Source organism: Xanthomonas sp. WHRI 10207, from assembly GCF_040202975.1.
In the GTDB taxonomy this organism is placed as follows: domain Bacteria; phylum Pseudomonadota; class Gammaproteobacteria; order Xanthomonadales; family Xanthomonadaceae; genus Xanthomonas.
Window position 1 is genome coordinate 760,853 of sequence record NZ_JBEGDX010000003.1, and the last position, 18,416, is coordinate 779,268.

Annotated in this window: 11 protein-coding genes; 9 read left to right on the forward strand and 2 right to left on the reverse strand. The window is 66.2% G+C overall.

Going from position 1 to position 18,416, the window contains the following annotated elements:
- The first annotated feature begins 1 nt into the window (after window position 1).
- Entirely contained in the window at window positions 2-2,701 is a 2,700-nt protein-coding gene (locus ABQU90_RS13685) for a PAS domain S-box protein (RefSeq protein ID WP_323521810.1), read from the forward strand.
- 616 nt (window positions 2,702-3,317) lie between these two features.
- On the opposite strand, the gene ABQU90_RS13690 is transcribed toward ABQU90_RS13685, so the two are convergent.
- Together ABQU90_RS13690 and ABQU90_RS13695 are read right to left on the reverse strand one after the other, a co-directional pair.
- Entirely contained in the window at window positions 3,318-5,450 is a 2,133-nt protein-coding gene (locus ABQU90_RS13690; RefSeq protein WP_323521812.1) for a methyl-accepting chemotaxis protein, read from the reverse strand.
- 360 nt (window positions 5,451-5,810) lie between these two features.
- Window positions 5,811-7,268, reverse strand: coding sequence for a cellulase family glycosylhydrolase (locus tag ABQU90_RS13695; RefSeq protein ID WP_323521520.1), 1,458 nt, complete (start codon window positions 7,266-7,268; stop codon window positions 5,811-5,813).
- Between the two features lie 211 nt (window positions 7,269-7,479).
- Between ABQU90_RS13695 and ABQU90_RS13700 the strand changes: the two genes are divergently transcribed.
- The 8 genes from ABQU90_RS13700 (at window position 7,480) to hemC (ending at window position 18,371) form a co-directional block, all read left to right on the forward strand.
- Window positions 7,480-8,967: a SulP family inorganic anion transporter gene (locus tag ABQU90_RS13700; protein ID WP_115552872.1), complete on the forward strand. Its 1,488-nt coding sequence runs from the start codon at window positions 7,480-7,482 to the stop codon at window positions 8,965-8,967.
- Between the two features lie 246 nt (window positions 8,968-9,213).
- Window positions 9,214-10,194, forward strand: a complete 981-nt coding sequence (locus ABQU90_RS13705) for a GGDEF domain-containing protein (protein WP_161964605.1) — start codon at window positions 9,214-9,216, stop codon at window positions 10,192-10,194.
- Between the two features lie 152 nt (window positions 10,195-10,346).
- Entirely contained in the window at window positions 10,347-11,993 is a 1,647-nt protein-coding gene (locus ABQU90_RS13710) for a M28 family metallopeptidase (protein WP_323521521.1), read from the forward strand.
- Between the two features lie 751 nt (window positions 11,994-12,744).
- On the forward strand, window positions 12,745-14,682 hold the full coding sequence (mdoH, locus tag ABQU90_RS13715; protein ID WP_055850522.1) for a glucans biosynthesis glucosyltransferase MdoH: 1,938 nt from the start codon (window positions 12,745-12,747) through the stop codon (window positions 14,680-14,682).
- A gap of 250 nt (window positions 14,683-14,932) precedes the next feature.
- A complete protein-coding gene (locus ABQU90_RS13720; protein ID WP_115526996.1) occupies window positions 14,933-15,601 on the forward strand; it encodes an alpha/beta hydrolase in 669 nt (222 codons plus the stop codon).
- A 4-nt stretch (window positions 15,602-15,605) separates the two neighbouring features.
- Window positions 15,606-16,658 carry a sensor histidine kinase gene (locus ABQU90_RS13725; RefSeq protein ID WP_055850527.1) on the forward strand — a complete coding sequence of 351 codons (1,053 nt, stop codon included), beginning with the start codon at window positions 15,606-15,608 and terminating at the stop codon, window positions 16,656-16,658.
- A 30-nt stretch (window positions 16,659-16,688) separates the two neighbouring features.
- Window positions 16,689-17,426, forward strand: a complete 738-nt coding sequence (locus tag ABQU90_RS13730; protein ID WP_055851383.1) for a LytR/AlgR family response regulator transcription factor — start codon at window positions 16,689-16,691, stop codon at window positions 17,424-17,426.
- Between the two features lie 30 nt (window positions 17,427-17,456).
- The gene (gene hemC / locus ABQU90_RS13735) at window positions 17,457-18,371 is read left to right on the forward strand and encodes a hydroxymethylbilane synthase (protein ID WP_115552875.1); all 915 of its coding nucleotides are present in this window, start codon (window positions 17,457-17,459) and stop codon (window positions 18,369-18,371) included.
- Window positions 18,372-18,416: the final 45 nt, after the last annotated feature.

Genomic DNA, 18,416 nt, shown 5'->3' on the forward strand with positions numbered 1-18,416 from the left:
AATCGGCCGCAAGCGGGCCCGGCTGGCTGCACTCAAGTTGATCCTCGCCTCGCCGTTACCTGGTGCGACCTACCTTGCCCAAACGCCGCCCGCCCATCACGCCATGACCGTTCTGTTGCCGCCCGTGCCGATTCCCGCCAACGACGCCTTGCGCGTGGACGCGGTCCGCCGGCTGGGGGTGTTGGACACCGAGGCCGAGGCCGAGTTCGACGACATCGCCTGGCTGGCGGCGCATGTCAGCGGCGCCCCGATGGCACTGGTGTCGCTGCTGGATGCCGACCGGCAATGGTTCAAGGCGCGCTGCGGCACCGACCTGGAGGGCACGCCGCGTAGCGTGTCGTTCTGCTCCTACGCGGTGATGGGCACCGAGTTGATGGAGGTCCCCGACGCCGAGGCCGACCCACGCTTCGTCAACAACCCGTTGGTGACCGCCGCACCCGGTGTGCGCTCCTACGTCGGGGTGCCGCTGATCGGTCGCGAAGGCTATGCCTACGGCACCCTGTGCACGCTCAGCACCAAATCGCGCGTGCTCGACGAACATCAAAAACAGGCGCTGATCCGTCTCGCGCGGCAGGCGGTCAGCCAGCTGGAAGCGCGCCGCGATCGGCGCGATGCGCAGGCGCAGCGGCAGACGTTGAGCATGTTGCTGGAAGCCATGCCCGACGGCGTGGTGGCCTGCGGCACCGACGGCCTGCTACGCGAGTTCAACAACGCTGCTAGGCAATGGCATGGCACCGACCTCCGCGTGCTGCCACCGGCGCAATGGGCGCAGCATTTCGATCTGTACAGCGCAGACGGCAACGCTCTGCTGCCCACCGAGGCCATCCCGCTGCTGCGTGCCTGGCGCGGCGAGCACGTGCGCAATGCCGAACTGGTGATCCGTGCCAACGGTCAGCCTCCGCGCAGCGTGCTATGCAATGCAGACCCGGTGGTCGGCGACAAGGGCACTGCGTTGGGCGCGGTGTGCGTGATGCACGACATCACCCAGCTCCGGGGTGCGTCGGCGGCCTTGTCTGCCGAGCGCGCGCGGCTGCAGGCGCTGGTGGATGCCTCGCAGGACGTGGCGATCATCGCCTTCGACCCGCAGGGACGCATCGAGCTGTTCAATCCCGGTGCCGAACAACTGCTGGGCTACGCGGCCGACGAAGTGCTGGGCAGCTGCCCGTCGCGGTTCCATCTGCAGGCCGAGCTGGAGCGTCACATGGCCACATTGGCGTTGTCGCCGCCGGCATATGTGGAACTGGCTGCGGCCGCTGCCGGCAATGTGCTGGCCGAAGAACTGTGGACGCTGGTGCGCAAGGACGGCGAGCTGCGCCGAGTGCGGCTGTGCTTCAACGTCATCCACGATGCGCAGCAAGGCCTGGCCGGGTATCTGGCCATGGCCATCGACGTCACCGCCGAACTGCAGGCGCAGGCTGCCGCGCAGCTGGCCGCCGAACGCTTCACCGGCGCCTTCGAAACCGCGCCGCAGGGCATGGCTATCGTCTCGCTGGAAGGCGCCTGGCGCGACGTCAATCCATCCTTGTGCAGCATCCTCGGTTACCCGCGCGAGCAATTGCTGCGCACGACCTTCCAGCAGATCACCCACCCGGACGATCTGCAAATGGACCTGCAACTGGTGCAGGAACTCATCGCCGGCAAGCGCGATAGTTACAGCCTGGCCAAGCGTTACATCAGCCAGCAAGGCGCGGTGATCTGGGCGCAGTTGTCGGTGTCGCTGGTGCGCGACGGCAGCGGTGCGCCGGTGCATTTTGTCTCGCAGATCCAGGACGTTACCGAGCGCCATGTTGCCGCCGAACGTCTGGCAGAAAGCGAGGCGCGGCTGCGCGCGATCAGCGATGCCACCCCGGCGCTGGTCAGCCAGTTCGATGCCAGCCAACGCTGCCTGTTCGCCAACGAAGCGCACCGCGACTGGCTGGGCGTGGAGCCGGCCAGCCTGGTCGGCGCGCCGATCACGCATCTACTGGGCGCGTCGCTCAGCGCGACTGCACGCACCGCATTGGCGCAGGTGGCCGAAGGACAACGCGCCAGTTTCGAGCATGTGTTGCATGTGGGTGGCAGCGCACGCGATGTGGAGATCACCCTGGTACCGGAAACTCGACGCCTGCTGGACGGTGCACAAGGGTTTTTCCTGATGGCGCAGGACGTCACCGCGCACAAGACATTGCACCGCCTGATGCACGAGCGCGCCACCCGCGATGCGCTGACTGGCCTGCCTAACCGCCATGCCTGGACCGAGGCATTGCAGACCGCTGTGCTGCAGGCGCATCGGTTGCAGCGCGCGGTGGCGGTGATGTTTCTGGATCTGGATGGCTTCAAACGCATCAATGACACCTATGGCCACCGCGCCGGCGACTCGGTGCTGGTGGAGTTCGGTCATTGCCTGCAGCGCGCGGTGGAAGGCCGTTACCTGGTGGCGCGTCTGGCCGGCGACGAATTCGTGGTGCTGCTGGACAATCTGCAGACGCCCGACGCCGACTGCGCCCGGGTTGCCGAGCGCATCCGCCACGCAGCCTCCGCTGGTGCCTTGTTTGGCGAGCAGCGGCTACCGATCCAACCCAGCATCGGCATCGCCTGGCAGCACGGCGACCAGGTCGAGGCGGCGAGCCTGATGCATGCCGCAGACAAAGCGATGTATGCCGCAAAGAATGCGCGCTTCAGCAAGGACGCAGCACTGAACGGCCGCGAGGCTGCGCGTTGAGGAAAGCGGCAACCGCGATTCCTTTATCGGCCGATGGGGCACCCTCACCCTCACCCCAACCCCTCTCTCGGTGGGAGAGGGGCTTGAACAGCGAAGCATGTTGCGCTGTTCCTTCGCCCCTCTAGAGAAGGTGCCCGAAGGGCGGGTGAGGGGACGTCAGCGAAGCGCAACTGCAAGCCATCCCGCTTACTACGCGGCTTGCTTGACGTGATGGCATTGCATCACCACGCGGCCTGCTCCAGGCGGTGGTGTCGCATCATTATTTGGCTAAACGAAGTGGTAGTACTGCAGCACTACGCAGCCTGTTCGACGCGGTAGCGCTGCGTTCACGCAGACTGCGCCGGAGCTGATCAGTTGAGTGCCGATGCCCATCTGATGATGTGACATGTATCGACCTCTGGGTTGATGATGCACGTGTGCTGATTGGCAATGCGCATCTTTGTTTGTCGACGTATATCGGCCGATGGGGCACCCTCACCCCAACCCCTCTCCCGGTGGGAGAGGGGCTTGAACAGCGAAGCGTGTTGCGCTGTTCCTTCTCCCCTCGGGAGAAGGTGCCCGAAGGGCGGATGAGGGTGCGTTGCGCGAAGCGCACCCGCACACGCTATTCCGCTTGCTACGCCGCTTGCCCGACGCCATGGCGCTGCATCGACGCAGGCTGCGTCGGTGCCAGTTGGAACACGGCCACCGCGCGCGTCAGATCCGCTGCCTGATCTTCCAGGCTGCGCGCCGCCGCAGTGGCTTCTTCCACCAGCGCCGCGTTCTGCTGGGTCATCTCATCCAGCTGCATCACCGTGGTGCTGACCTGTTCGATCCCGGCGCTCTGCTCGGTGCTGGCGGCGGTGATCTCGGCCATGATCTCGGTCACGCGCTTCACCGAACTGACCACCTCGGTCATGGTGCTGCCGGCCTGCTGCACCAGCTCAGAGCCCTGTTCCACCTTTTCCACCGAGTCGGAAATCAGCTGTTTGATTTCCTTGGCCGCACCGGCCGAGCGCTGCGCCAATGCACGGACCTCGGTTGCGACCACCGCAAAGCCACGGCCTTGTTCGCCGGCGCGCGCCGCTTCCACCGCCGCATTCAAGGCCAGGATATTGGTCTGGAAGGCAATGCCATCGATGACGCCGATGATGTCGGAAATGCGCGCCGACGATTGCGTGATCGCCTGCATGGTGGTGACCACTTGCTGCACCACGCGGCCGCCGCTTTCGGCGACATCGCCGGTGCCTTTGACCAGTTGATTGGCCTGGCGCGCGTTGTCTGCATTCTGTCGCACGGTAGAGGTCAGTTCTTCCATCGATGCTGCGGTTTCTTCTAGATTCGCGGCCTGATGTTCGGTGCGCGTGGACAGGTCGGTGTTGCCGCTGGCGATTTCGCCGGCCGCGGTATTGATCATCTCGGCCGAATATTGGATGCCCTGCACGATGCTGGTGAGCTGGATTGCGGTGCGGTTGGCGGCATTTGCCAAGCGGCCAAAAGCACCTTCGTAATGCGATTCCACCCGCTGCGACAGATCGCCGTCGGCAATGGCGGCCATGATGCGGCCGACATCGTCCAGACCGGCATCGGCCTGATGCATCAGACGGTTCAAGGCCTGCACCATTTCCGCAAACGCAAACTGATAGCGCGACTGCTCGCCGCGTGCGGAAAAATCGCCACGCGCGGCGGCGTCGGCCAGACGCGCGATGTCGCTGTTGATCGCCGACAGGTTGCTCTTCACCGTATCCAGCGCTTCATGCAATGCCGCGCGCTGGCCGGGCAGGCGGCGCATGTCGCGGCGCAGATCGCCACGGCCGTATTCGCTCATCACATCCATCGCCTCGTTGATGGCGTCCAGATGTTCGAACACCACCGTGTTCACCCCATGCGCCAGGCTGCCGTAATCGCCGGGGAAATCCTCCGGGATGCGGTGCGCGATGTTCTCGCCTTGCTGCAGGCGGATCATGGTCTGCATCTCGCCGTTGAAGCGCTGCAGCTGGTTCTGCATCTGCTGCATGCTGTGCATCAACTGCCCGGTTTCATCGCGCGATTCCACCCGGATGTCGTTGTCGAAGCGGCCGGAGGCAATCGCCTCGGCGGTGCGTGAGGCGGCGCGCAACGGTGCGGCCATCGCCGAGGCGATCAACCAGCACAGACCGATCACCATCGCCACCAGAGCGCCGCCGATCAAGGTCAGCGTCCGCGTAAAGCCCCACGCCTGCACCTGGATGTCTTCGGCGTACACGCCCATCACCAGCACCCAGTTCCACGCCGGAAACGTCTTGGCATAGCTGATCTTGGGGAGCTGCTCTTTCTTGCCCGGCTTGGGCGCGTCATAATAGCTGAAGCCATCGCCGCTGTCGATGGCGGTCTTGATGTCGCGATACACGTACTGCCCGGCATCGCTCTTGTAATCGGACATGTCGGTGCCGACCGGGCGCTTGGGATGCATCAGGATGCGCATCTGCGGGTCGACGATGAAAAAGTAATCCACGCCATCGTTGGTGCGCATGTCGGCCAGCGTCGTGCGTGCCGCTTCTTTTGCCTGATCGACGTTGAGCTCGCCGGCTTTGACCTTGTCGGCGTAATGCTGCATCACCGTGAGGCCCATCTCGACCTCGGTCCTGACGCTGAGTTTGCGCGCCTCGACCAGATCCAGATATTGCAGACGCGCCGCGGCAACGGCCAGCAGAATCACGCCCACCGTCAACAGTGTGCACAACAGGACGAACTTGCGAGTCAGCGGGAGATTGGCAACATGGCGACGCAACAGGGAGACAACGGGCATGGCAACAGCATCCAGAACGCGCCGCGCAGGGCGCTATGTCATGGATAACGGCTGATTCACATGCGGGTTGAACACTGATTGCGGCAGCGTCTGCTTATAAAAATCGCAGCGCCCATGCAACGTAGAAGCGCACCCGGGCGCGATGCGGCGTTACCGATGAGGCCTCATCGCGCCCAGGTGCGCTCCTAACTAAAGGCCTGCTGTCGTTAGACAGATCGCAGGCACAACACATCGATCAACTTGCTTGGTCAATCAATCGCGGCGTATCGCCATCTCCTGAACATCCAGGCGGTAGAACGCGCGATACGACGGCGGCCACGCAACGCGCGACCGCCTTTCACATCAGCTTGCGGCGCAGAAGCCGAACTCGGCCGTTGCTCCGGCGGCCAACGTGCGGTTGAAATCCACACCGCTTGCGCGCAGGGTGCTGCCGCTCTGCGACCACACCACATTCCAGGCGTTGTTGACCGTGCCGGTCACCGGCACCGTCACCGACCAGGTACCGCTGGCGGTACCGGTGTTGGTGACCTGCACGCGGTTGCACGCGCCGCCGCTCCAGCTGCTGTCCACGATGACCTTGGTGCTGAAGGTGCCGGTGCCCGGGGTTGGCGTGGGTGTCGGAGTGGGTGTCGGAGTAGGCGTTGGGGTTGGTGTGGGCGTCGGCGTCGGGGTAGGCGTAGTGCTGCCCACGGTGCCCCACAAGGTGCGCAGCAGCGTCATCTTGTCCTGGCGCACCGTGGTCCAGTCGTCGCGCAGGATGCCGCCGGTATCGCCGCTGTTGGGGTTCCACGACCAGTAGAAGCCTTCGTTGATGCCCTTGCTGCGCAGGTACTTCACCAGCGCGTCCTGCCACACCTTGTCGCGCGCATCGCCTTCGCCGTACTTGCCGCCGAACTCGCCCAGCAGCAGCGCGTACTTGCCGGCAAACTGGCCGAAATGACGGTCCCAGATGGCCGGCATGTTGTTGGGGAAGTTGCTGTCGTTGAAGTACGACTGCACGTAGACGTCCGGGCCGTACACATGCGGTGCCAGCAGCAGACGGTTGGCCGGAATGTTCAACGGGGTGCAGGCCAGCGGCTGCAGGTTGCCGCCCCAGTAGATGCCGCCGTTGGTCGAGCACACCGGGTTATCGGTGATGCCTTCCACCGCGATGATCCACTTCGGCGCCACCGCCAGCACGGCGGCCGAACCGCGCTCGGCGGCCTTGTTCCAGTCGGTAGCGGCGTTGCCGGTGCCCCAGGTGGCGGCGCCGTGCGGCTCGTTCTTCAGATCCAGGCCGAGCACGTACGGCACGTTCTTGTAGCGGTTGGCCACAAAGCGCAGATCGGCCAGCCACTGCGCTTCGGTGTAGGAGCCGGTGTACCAGAGCTCGGAAATGCCGGCGCAATCGGGGGTGTGGTGATCCAGCAGCACGTACATGCCGCGCGCGTTGAATTCGTTGATCACCTTGTCGAGGATCTGCAGCGAGGTCAGGCCCTGCAGGTCGGCGTTGCGGCTGTAATCGATGCTGCTCGGCATGGTGTCGCTGCGCAGCGTGGCCGGGCAAAACGGCAGGCGCACGGCATTGAAGCCCAGGCCCTGCATCTGATTGATCATCTCTTTCCAGTTGCGCGCCCACAGGCCATGCATGACATGGTTGCCGGTTTCGAAGCCAAACACGTTGACGCCCTTGAGCTGCACCACCTTGCCGCTGTCGTCGACAACCCGGTTGTTGCTGATGGAATAGCTGAACGCCGGGGCGGCGGCCAAGGCCAGCGCGGTGGCCAGTGCGAGCGTACTTGCGGTCCTGAAAATGGACATGGTGATCTCCCTAGATAACCGAACTCGACACCCGAGCGCGGTGAGGGGGGCATCTTGGTCTGCGTCCGCGTCGCGCGGCGTGATCGCAGCCACAGAAAAGCGCATTGGCGCACAGATCACAGGTGGGCTGCGGGCGCGGTCGCTTTCCCGCACACTATCGTCGCTGCGCACTGTCCGCAGGCTGTCCTTTTTGTCCCCGGAGTGTCCCCCAATGTCTTTCCTGCGTGCCGAACTGGCGCAATGGCGTGCTTCACCTGCGCGCGAACTGATGGCCGGTGCGGTCGCAACATTTGCCCTGATTCCCGAAGTGATTGCGTTCGCCTTCGTGGCGGGCGTCGACCCGCAAGTCGGCCTGTTCGCGTCCTTCGTTATCGGCATCGTGATTGCATTTTGCGGTGGACGCCCGGCGATGATTTCTGCCGCGGCCGGATCGGTGGCGTTGGTGGCCGCACCGCTGGTGGCGGCGCACGGGCTGCCGTATCTGTTGGCGGCCGGGCTGCTGGCCGGCGCGGTGCAAATCCTGTTCGGGCTGCTGCGCTTGGGCGTGCTGATGCGTTTTGTCAGCAGCTCGGTGCGCACCGGCTTCGTCAATGCGCTGGCGGTGCTGATCTTCGCCGCACAGCTGCCGCATCTGCTGGGCGCCAACCTCACCAGCTGGGTGATGCTCGGTGTGGGCCTGGCGATCATCTACGGGCTGCCGCGCTTGCGCGTGCCCGGCCTGTCGGCGATTCCCTCGCCGCTGTTGTGCATCCTGCTGCTGACCATCGCCGGCAGCGCCCTGCACCTGCCGCTGAAGACCGTGGCCGATCTGGGCAGGCTGCCCAATGCGCTGCCGTTCCTGCAATGGCCGGCCGTGCCGATGACGTTGGAGACGCTGCGCATCATCGCGTTGCCGGCGTTGGCCATCGCCATGGTGGGTCTGCTCGAATCGATGATGACCGCGCGGGTGGTCGACGAACTCACCGATACCCCCAGCAACAAGAACCGCGAGTGCACCGGGCTGGGCATCGCCAACACCGCCGCCAGCCTGTTCGGCGGCATTGCTGGCTGCGGCATGATCGGCCAGACCGTTGGCAACGTGAAGTACGGCGGCCGTGGCCGGCTGTCGACGTTGTTCGCCGGCGTGTTCTTGCTGATCCTGATGGTGTTGCTCAAGCCGTGGGTATCGCAGGTGCCGGTGGTGGCATTGGTGGCGATCATGGTGATGGTGTCGGCCGAGACCTTCGACTGGCGTTCGCTGCGCACCGTGGTCACCCACCCGCGTACCTCCAGCGTGGTGATGTTGGCCACCGTGGCGGTGACTCTGGCCACCCACAATCTGGCTGCCGGCGTGGCAGTGGGCGTGGTGCTGAGCGGGGTGTTCTTTACCTTCAAGGTGGCCGGGCTGCTGCAGATCGCGCATAGCGATGGCGCAGATGGCGTGCGCACCTACAACGTGCGCGGGCAGGTGTTCTTCGCCTCGGCCGATGTGTTCATCGACGCCTTCGACGCGCGCGAGGTGCCTGGCCGCGGCGTGGTGATCGACGTGAGCCGCGCGCATTTCTGGGACATCACCGCCGTGGCGGCGTTGGACAAAGTGGTGCAGCGGCTGCGGCATCACGACCTGGACGTGCAGGTCAAGGGCCTGAATGCCGGCAGCCGCCGGCTGATGCAGCGGCATGCGCTGGGCGAAGACGCGCTGGAATCCGCGTTGCCTTAAGCATTCCAGGGCAGCCGTCCCCAGCGGTGTCGCGGGCGGGCGTGTCCGCTGACCAGCGGCGGCTGGCCGCGCGCTGAGCCTTGGCGGCCGCCGACCTCAAGTTTGCGGCTGGGGCGCCGATGAACCGGCATCCTGATTGCCGGTCGTTGTCGTGAAGCCTGCGCATTGCCACTCCAGTTGTCCGCCAGCCCGCCGTGTCCGGCAAGGCGGGCCTGCGTCTGCATCTGCGTACCGGCCGAGCCGCCAATGAGCGCCACGCCGTTGCTGGAACGGATGGTGGATATGACCGCCATCCGCGATGCCGATCTGCTCGATCTGAGCCTGTTGCGCACAATGCGCGAGCTCTGCACCGCCGAAGAGCTGTCGCTGCTGCGCATTGCCCCGGATGGCCGCACCATGGCCGAAACCCGCCTGCACGACGACGGCCGCTTGTCGTTGACGGTGGCTGAGCTCAAGGATGCGCAGATGCGCGCCCAGCTGGTCGACGTGCATGGCCCCGGCGATGTGGTGCACCTGCACCAGAATGGCCAGGCGCTATTGGTCTATCCGATGATGGAAGCGCGCGGTATCCGCACCTGCCTGCGGGTGGGCGGTGCACGCGCGCCCGGTGCCGCCGAACAGGCGATGCTGCAGGGCTTTGCACGCTTCTTCCAGAATTACCGCAGCCTGCTCGACGACGCGCAGCGCGACGCGTTGACCGGCCTGCGCAACCGCAAGACCTTCGACGATGTGATCCTGCGGCTGTTCGCAGGCGGGGCAGAAACGCCGGCCAACGAAAGCGTCTGGCTGGGCATCGTGGATATCGATCATTTCAAGCGTGTCAACGACACGTTCGGTCATCTGTATGGCGACGAAGTGCTATTGCTGGTCGCGCAATTGATGCAGCGCGCGTTCCGTCAGGACGATCTGCTGTTCCGCTTCGGCGGCGAAGAATTCGTGATCGTGCTGCGTGGCGTGGAGCGCGATGTTGCGATCAGTCTGTTCGAGCGGTTTCGTCTTGCCGTTGCCGAGCATGTGTTCCCGCAGGTCGGGCAGGTCACGCTCAGCACCGGCATCGTGGAGCTGACGCACGGGCGCCTGATCAGCCAGCAGCTGGACGAAGCGGACAAGGCGCTGTACTGGGCCAAGCAGCACGGCCGCAATCGCGCCGTGGTGTACGCCGAGCTGATCGCCAGCGGGCAATTGCTGCAGACCATGCAACAGACCGGCAGCGTGGACCTGTTTTAAGCGCGCGCATCGCCCTAGCCCTACCGCGTGCAGGCGTGCCGACAGCTGGTCCGGCGCAGCTCGGTCATCGCAGGCGGCCATCCCGCGACATGCCGCCGCTTGCACGCGCGGGTGGCTACACTCCAGGGCTGTCTGATATCTGGGGGTATGCAATGAAGCGACTTGCCGTGGGACTTTTGGCAATGGCGGTCTCGACCGCAGTGATGGCGCAGGCGCCGACGTTCGATGGCGCGCGCATCTCGCGCGACGTCAAGGAGCTGGCCTCCGATGCCTACGAAGGCCGCGGCCCGGCCACTGCCGGCGAAGAAAAAACCATTGCGTACCTGAGCAAGCAATTTGCCGACGCGGGCCTGCAGCCTGGCGGCGATCTCAAGGATGGCAAGCGCCTGTGGACCCAGGCGGTGCCGTTGCGCCGCGCCGATATCGTCGGTGCACCGACGCTTGCGCTGGCCACTGCCGGCAAGCCGCAGGCGCTGACGCAAGGCAAGGAGATCGCCATCCGCGCCGCGCTGGATGGTTCGTCCAAGGTCGACATCGCCAACGCACCACTGGTGTTCGTCGGCTACGGCGTCAAGGCGCCGGAGCGCGATTGGGACGACTTCAAGGGCGTGGATCTGAAGGGCAAGATCGCGGTGGTCCTGATCAACGACCCCGACTTCGAAACCGGCAAGGGCGCCTTCGACGGCGCCGGCATGACCTATTACGGCCGCTGGACCTACAAGTACGAAGAAGGCGCACGGCAGGGCGCGCTCGGCGTGCTGGTGGTGCACGAAACCGCGCCGGCCTCCTATGGCTGGGACACTGTGGCCAGCTCCAACACCAACACCATGTTCGACGTGGTGCGCGACAACCCGCGCGCCGCGCATCCCACCGTGGAAGGCTGGATCCAGCGCGATCTGGCCACCGCGATGTTCAAGCGCGCCGGGCTGGATTTCGATGCGTTGAAGAAGCAGGCGCAGACCCGCGGCTTCAAGCCGGTCGAGCTCAAGGGCCAGGGCCTGAGTGCCAGCTACCAGGTCAAGTCCGACGTGATCACCTCGCACAACGTGGTCGCGCGCCTGGAAGGCAGCAAACGCCCCGACGAGACGCTGATCTACAGCGCGCATTGGGACCATATCGGCGTGGGCAAGCCGGACGCGCGCGGCGACACCATCTTCAACGGCGCGCTGGATAACGCCAGCGGCACGGCGGCGTTGCTGGAGCTGGCGCGCGGGTTTGCCAGCGGACCCAAGCCGGAGCGCTCGGTGGTGTTTCTGGCGGTCACTGCCGAAGAAAAGGGCTTGCTGGGCTCGGAGTTCTACGCCTCCAAACCGCTGTATCCGCTGGACACCACGGTGGCGGTGATCAACATGGACGGCATGAACCCGTTCGTGCCTTCGCGCGATTTCGGCATCTACGGCACCGCAAAACTCGAGTTGCTCGATCAGCTCAAGACCGTGGCGGCACAATCCAAGCTGCGCTACACGCCCGACCCCAAGCCGCAGGCGGGCTATTTCTTCCGCTCCGATCATTTCTCCTTCGCCAAGCGTGGTGTGCCGGCGCTGTCGTATGCGGCCGGGCAGGATTGGGAAGTGGGCGGCATTGCCGCAGGCAAGGCAGCATCGGACGACTACACCGCCAAGCGCTATCACCAGCAAGGCGATGAGTGGAAGCCGGATTGGACCTTCGCCGGTGCCGCGCGCGATCTGGGCCTGCTGTACACGCTGGGCCAGCAGTTGGCCGATTCGCGCCAGTGGCCGAACTGGAGCAGCGACTCGGAATTCCGCGCCACCCGCGATGCCAGCGAGGCCGCGCGCTAGTAAGCCCTGTTGACGCGGGAGGGCGGGAGCGCGCGACCAAGCATCGCCGCTCCCATCCTTGCCGCAGTCGTCTTTCTCGCAGCACGCAGAAGGCCGCGCCGCGGAGAGTGTGTCGCACGCGATACCTGGCGTGGGGCAGGCCGCAGCGCAGCGCGAGATTGGATACGCAGCATCGCCGCAGCACACTGCGCGTCATGGCTCCAGCGCAAACCGCAAGAGCGGCCGAACAACCGTCGCGCCGATGCCATGCAGCTCAACGCGAGATCGCGCCACGCGGCATGATCTGCGCAGCACGTCGCTTCGATAGTCCGCTTCATCGCGTTTCCGGCACGCCAGACATCCTGCAACCGATTGCACTGCTGTGTGCCACGGATGGCACAACGCTTGCATTGACAACGGCCATTGCGTGATTTGCAGGCCGTGACAGCACGCGCCCCAGACTGCAATCTGTTGGGGTTGCGTTCGGTCGTTACCGCGTAGTCTGCCGCGCGGTCTTCGTCGGGAGGGGCGAAGACTGCACGATGGCCTTCGTTTCCTTTAACGGTCGATTCTTTAGGATGAGCCGCGACGTTGCGTCGCCGCCAGGAGAGTTTGTGCATCGGAGTGGTTTCATAGCTGCCAATACCGCGACCTGGTCGCACGCCGCCGGGCACCTTGCCCGTGCGACGCGCTTTGTACGCTCGCTACGCGTGGCGGGGATGGATCTCCCGCTGCAGACCGCACTGTCGCACGCGTGCGACGGGCAGCCTTGATGGACGGCACCGTGACCCTTCCCCCCGCACCAACTGCAATCCCCCCCCTATCCGCCCTCGACGCCGGCCAGCCCACGCTGCCACCGGAAGCGCCGTTGGCGATGCCCGAACAGAGCCTGCGCGAAGGCAGCCTGCAGGTGCGCCATCAGCGCACCTCGCCGGTCGGCATCGGCGTGCGCCGTTTCTATTTGATCGGCGGCACCTTCGTCACCACCTCCATCGCGGTGTGGGTGATGCTCAGCGTGCTGTGGCCCGACGGCGTCAGCGTGCTGGAAGGCTGCCTGCTTGGCCTGTTCGTGCTGCTGTTCGCGTGGATCGCGATGTCCTTCGCCAGCGCCGTGGCCGGTTTCATCACCGTGGTGGCGCGCGCAGGGCGCAAGCTCGGCATCGACCCAGAACAACCGCTGCCCACGCTGCGCTCGCGTACCGCGCTGCTGATGCCCACCTACAACGAAGATCCGCGCCGCCTGCTGGCCGGCCTCCAGGCCATCTACGAATCGGTGGCCGAAACCGGCCAGCTGGAGCACTTCGACTTCTTCGTGCTCAGCGACACCACCCGCGATCACATCGGGCGTGCCGAAGAACTGGTCTACAACGAGCTGTGCGACCGCGTCGACGGGCATGGCCGCATTTTCTACCGCCGCCGCGCCGACAATGCCGCGCGCAAGGCCGGCAATGTGGCCGACTGGGTGCGCCGCTTCGGCGGCAGCTACCCGCAGATGCTGATCCTGGACGCCGACAGCGTCATGACCGGCGACACCATCGTGCGGCTGGTCGCCGGCATGGAAAACAACCCGGACGTGGGCCTGATCCAGACCCTGCCCGCCGTGGTCAACGGGCAGACGCTGTTTGCGCGCATGCAGCAGTTCGGCGGCCGTGTGTATGGGCCGATCATCGCCTTCGGCGTGGCCTGGTGGCATGGCGCCGAAAGCAATTACTGGGGCCATAACGCCATCATCCGCACCCAGGCGTTCGCCGATCACGCCGGCCTGCCGTCGTTGCGCGGGCGCAAGCCGTTCGGCGGGCATGTGCTCAGCCACGACTTTGTGGAAGCGGCGCTGATGCGCCGCGGCGGCTGGGCCATGCACATGGTGCCGTACCTGCAGGGCAGCTACGAAGAAGGCCCGCCCACGCTCACCGACCTGTTGATCCGCGACCGCCGCTGGTGCCAGGGCAACCTGCAGCACGCCAAGGTGGTGAGCGCCAAGGGCCTGCACTGGATCAGCCGCATGCACATGCTGATCGGCATCGGCCATTACTTCACCGCGCCGATGTGGGGCTTGCTGATGCTGATCGGCATCGGCATTCCGCTGGCCGGCGGCGGCATCGACCTGGCCGGCGACCTGCCGTTCTCGCCTGCGCGCTACTGGCATGGCAGCAGCCAGGGCAATGCGATCTGGATCTTCATCTGCACCATGTTCGTGCTGCTGGCGCCCAAGCTGCTGGGCTATATCGCGTTGCTGCTCAACCCGCGCGAGATGAAGGCCTGCGGCGGCGCCATTCGCGCGCTGCTGAGCATCCTGCTGGAAACCGTGCTGGCCGCGCTGATGGCGCCGGTGGTGATGTACCTGCAGTCGCGCGGCGTGTTCGAAGTGCTGGCCGGCAAGGACTCCGGTTGGGATGCGCAGGTGCGCGACGACGGCAAGCTGTCGTGGCCGGCGCTGTTGCGCAGCTACGGCGGGCTGACCGTGTTCGGCCTGTTCATGGGCGCGGTGGCGTACACCGTCTCGCCGTCGCTGGCCGCCTGGATGGGGCCGGTGATCGTGGGCATGGCGGTGTCGATCCCGGTGGTGGCGCTGACCTCGCTGCGTCGCAGCGGTCTGGCGCTGCGACGTGCCGGCATCTTCTGCATCCCCGAAGAGCTGGACCCGCCCAAGGTGCTGGTGCGTGCGTCCGAACTGCGCCGCGCCGCCGCGCTGGAACCTTCGCTGATCTGAGCGGCTGGGCCTGCTGGCCCGATTGGACCCAGCGTGCTGCGCCTCTGCTCGCCGGCCACGCTGTGTTGCCGTTACCGGTGCTACGCCGGCAGCGTCTGCATTGCCGAAGCGCGCGACCCGCGCGCAGCACATGGCCACTGCGCGACGGCAAATCGCCGCATGCGATCCGGGTGACCGGCGCGTTCGAGCCCACGTGATCGGGGCAGGGCCGGTGCGCAAGGCATAATGCCCGGCCCCCAAGCGGAGCTGGATGATGCTGGAAGTGATCGAACGCGAGACCGGACCCAACCCGCAGTGGACCGTGCTGTGGTTGCACGGCCTGGGCGCCGATGGCAGCGACTTCGCGCCGATGGTGCCGGAATTGGTGCGCCCGCAGTGGCCGGCGCTGCGCTTCGTGTTCCCGCATGCGCCGATCCGCCCGATCACCATCAACAACGGCGTGCGCATGCGCGGCTGGTACGACATCGTCGGCATGGATTTCGCCAGCCGTGCCGACAAGGTCGGCATCGCCGAATCGGTGGCACAGGTCGAAGCCCTGATCGCCCATGAGCAGGCGCGTGGCACGCCGCCCGAGCGCATCCTGCTGGCCGGCTTCTCGCAAGGTGGTGCGGTGACATTGGCCGTGGGCCTGCAGCGCAGCGTGCCGCTGGCCGGGTTGATCGCGCTGTCGACCTACCTGCCGGACCCGGCAGCGGCCGCCAGCCAGTTGCAGCCGGCCGCCATCCGCCAACCGCTGTTCATGGCGCATGGCAGCGCCGACCCGGTGGTGCCGTTCGCTGCCGGCCAGGCCAGCATGCAGGCCCTGCGCGCACTTGGCTTCGACCTGGAATGGCAGACCTACCCGATGGGCCATCAGGTCTGTCTGGAAGAAATCGAAGCGCTGCGCAACTGGATGCAGGCGCGCTTCACCGCCGCCTGAGCCCATGGCCACCGGCGCCCCGCAGATCACCTGGATGCCGGACCTGTGCCGGCTACCGCGATTGGGCGCCATGCTGGGCTTGGCCGAGCTGGTGGTGCTGGTGGTGACCCTGGTGCCCGATGCCGGCGCCGCGCGCAGCCTCACCTTGTCGCGCTTCGTCTCGGCCAGCGGCCTGGCGTTATGGCTGGCGCTGGCGGTCACCGTGTTGCTGTGCGTGCTGCGGCCGGGGCTGTCGCGGCTGCCGCCCAAGCTGGGTGGGCTGGCCGCGCTGCTGATCGCCGCGCTGGTGGCGATGCTGGGCGCCGGCATCGTGCACGCGCTGTATGCCGTACTGGAGCAGGCGCCGCTTGGCCCATTGGTCGGCTTCTGGCGCTTCACCCTGGGCAGCGCGGCCACGGTGGTGCTGATCACCGCGCTGGCGCTGCGCTATTTCTACGTCAGTGATCGCTGGGAAGCGCAGGTGCAGGCCAACGCGCGTGCCGAGGCCGATGCCTTGCAGGCACGCATCCGCCCGCACTTTCTGTTCAACAGCATGAATCTGATTGCCAGCCTGCTACGGCGCGACCCGGTGGTGGCCGAGCAGGCGGTGCTGGATCTGTCGGATCTGTTTCGCGCCGCGCTCGGCGCCGGCGAAGGCCTGTCCACCTTGCGCGCCGAATGCGAACTGGCCGAGCGCTATCTGGCCATCGAGTCCTTGCGCCTGGGCGAGCGCCTGCAGGTGCGCTGGCACCGCCAGGAGCCATTACCGTGGGAGCTGCCGATGCCACGCCTGGTGCTGCAGCCGCTGGTCGAAAACGCGGTGCTGCACGGGGTCTCGCGGATGCCCGAGGGCGGCACGCTGTATCTGTCGCTGCGTCAGCGCGGCAGCCAGTTGCAGATCCGCATCGTCAACCCGGCCCCGCAACCGGGAACCCAACTGCCGTTGCTTGCCGGGGCCGGGCATGCGCAAGCCAGCATCTCGCACCGGCTGGCGTTTCAGTTCGGTGCCGGGGCACGGATGGCGGCCAGCTGGGCTGAAGGCTACTATGCCTGCGAGATCACATTGCCGCTGCCGTGACGGGGAGTTACTGCAGCGAGGGGGATGTCCATGACGGCCACGCAAGTGCGGGTGCTGATCGCTGATGACGAGCCACTGGCGCGCGAGCGCCTGCGCATGCTGCTGGGCGAGCATCCGCAGGTCGAGGTGATCGGCGAGGCCGAAAACGGCCAGCAGGTGCTGCAGCAGTGCGAACACCTGCACCCGGATCTGGTGTTGCTGGACATCGCCATGCCCGGCGTCGATGGCCTGGAAACCGCGCGGCTGCTACGCCAGAGCCAGCCGCCACCGGCGGTGGTGTTCTGCACCGCCTACGACCAGCATGCCTTGTCCGCCTTCGACGCCGCCGCACTGGATTACCTGATGAAACCGGTGCGCCCGGAACGCCTGGCCGCCGCCTTGGAAAAAGTGGCCACGTTCCTGGCCGGGCGCGCACCCGGCGCCGCACCGCGGCCATTGCGCACCCATCTGTGCGCGCGCCTGCGTGGCAGTCTGCGGCTGATCGCCATCGGCGATATCCGCTACCTGCAGGCCGAAGAGAAGTACGTCATCGTCCACCACACCCGTGGCGAGGACTTGATCGAAGAGTCGCTGAAATCGCTGGAAGACGAATTCGCCGACCGTCTGGTGCGCATCCATCGCAATTGCCTGGTCGCCCGCGACGAGCTGGTGGAGCTGCGCCGCAGCGGCGATGGCCAGGTGCACGCCGTGCTGCGCAACGTGCCGCAGACCCTGGAAGTGAGCCGGCGTTGCGTGGCCAGCCTGCGCGATCAACTGCGTCATGTATGAGTTACCGGTCCGGTCCGCGATAATGGCCGGATGACCACGCTCCGCATCGCTACCCGTAAGAGCCCGCTCGCCCTTTGGCAGAGCGAACACGTCGCCGCCGCGCTGCGCCAGCACCATCCCGGCCTGGAGGTCGTGCTGGTGCCGATGAGCACCCGCGGCGACGAAGTACTGGACCGCTCGCTGGCGGCAATCGGCGGCAAGGGCCTGTTTCTGAAGGAACTGGAGCTGGCCATGCTGCGCGGCGAGGCCGATTGCGCGGTGCATTCGCTCAAGGACGTGCCGATGGAACTGGACGATCCGTTCGTGCTGCCGGCGATCCTGGGCCGCGGCGACCCGGCCGATGCGCTGGTGTCCAATCTCTACGCCAGCCTGCAGGCGCTGCCGCTGGGCGCGCGGGTGGGCACCTCGTCGTTGCGGCGTCAGGCGCAGTTGCGTGCCGCGCGCCCGGATCTGGAGCTGATCGACCTGCGCGGCAACGTCAACACGCGCCTGGCCAAACTCGACAACGGCGGCTACGACGCCATCGTGCTGGCCTGCGCCGGCCTGCAGCGGCTGGGTTTTGACGCGCGCATCAGTGCGCGGCTGGACGCGCCGGAATGGTTGCCGGCACCGGCACAGGGCGCGGTAGCAGTGGAATGCCGTGGCGACGATGCGCGCATCCACGCGCTGCTGGCCGTGCTGGATGCGCCCGCCACCCGGGTCTGCGTGGAAGCCGAGCGGGCGATGAATCGCGCGTTGCACGGCAGCTGCCACGTACCGGTGGCCGCGTTCGCCACCTGGGAAGGCGAGAGCCTGTACCTGCAGGGCATGGTCGGCAGCGCCAGCGATGGCCGCCTGATCCATGCCGATGCGCACGGCAGCCCCGACGACACCGAAGAGTTAGGTCGCCGCGTCGCACAAGGGTTGTTCGACAAGGGCGCCGCACAGCTATTGGCCGAGCTGTAACGCCGATCCGCCGCCGCACCTCCGCCGCCGCACCGTAGGAGCGGC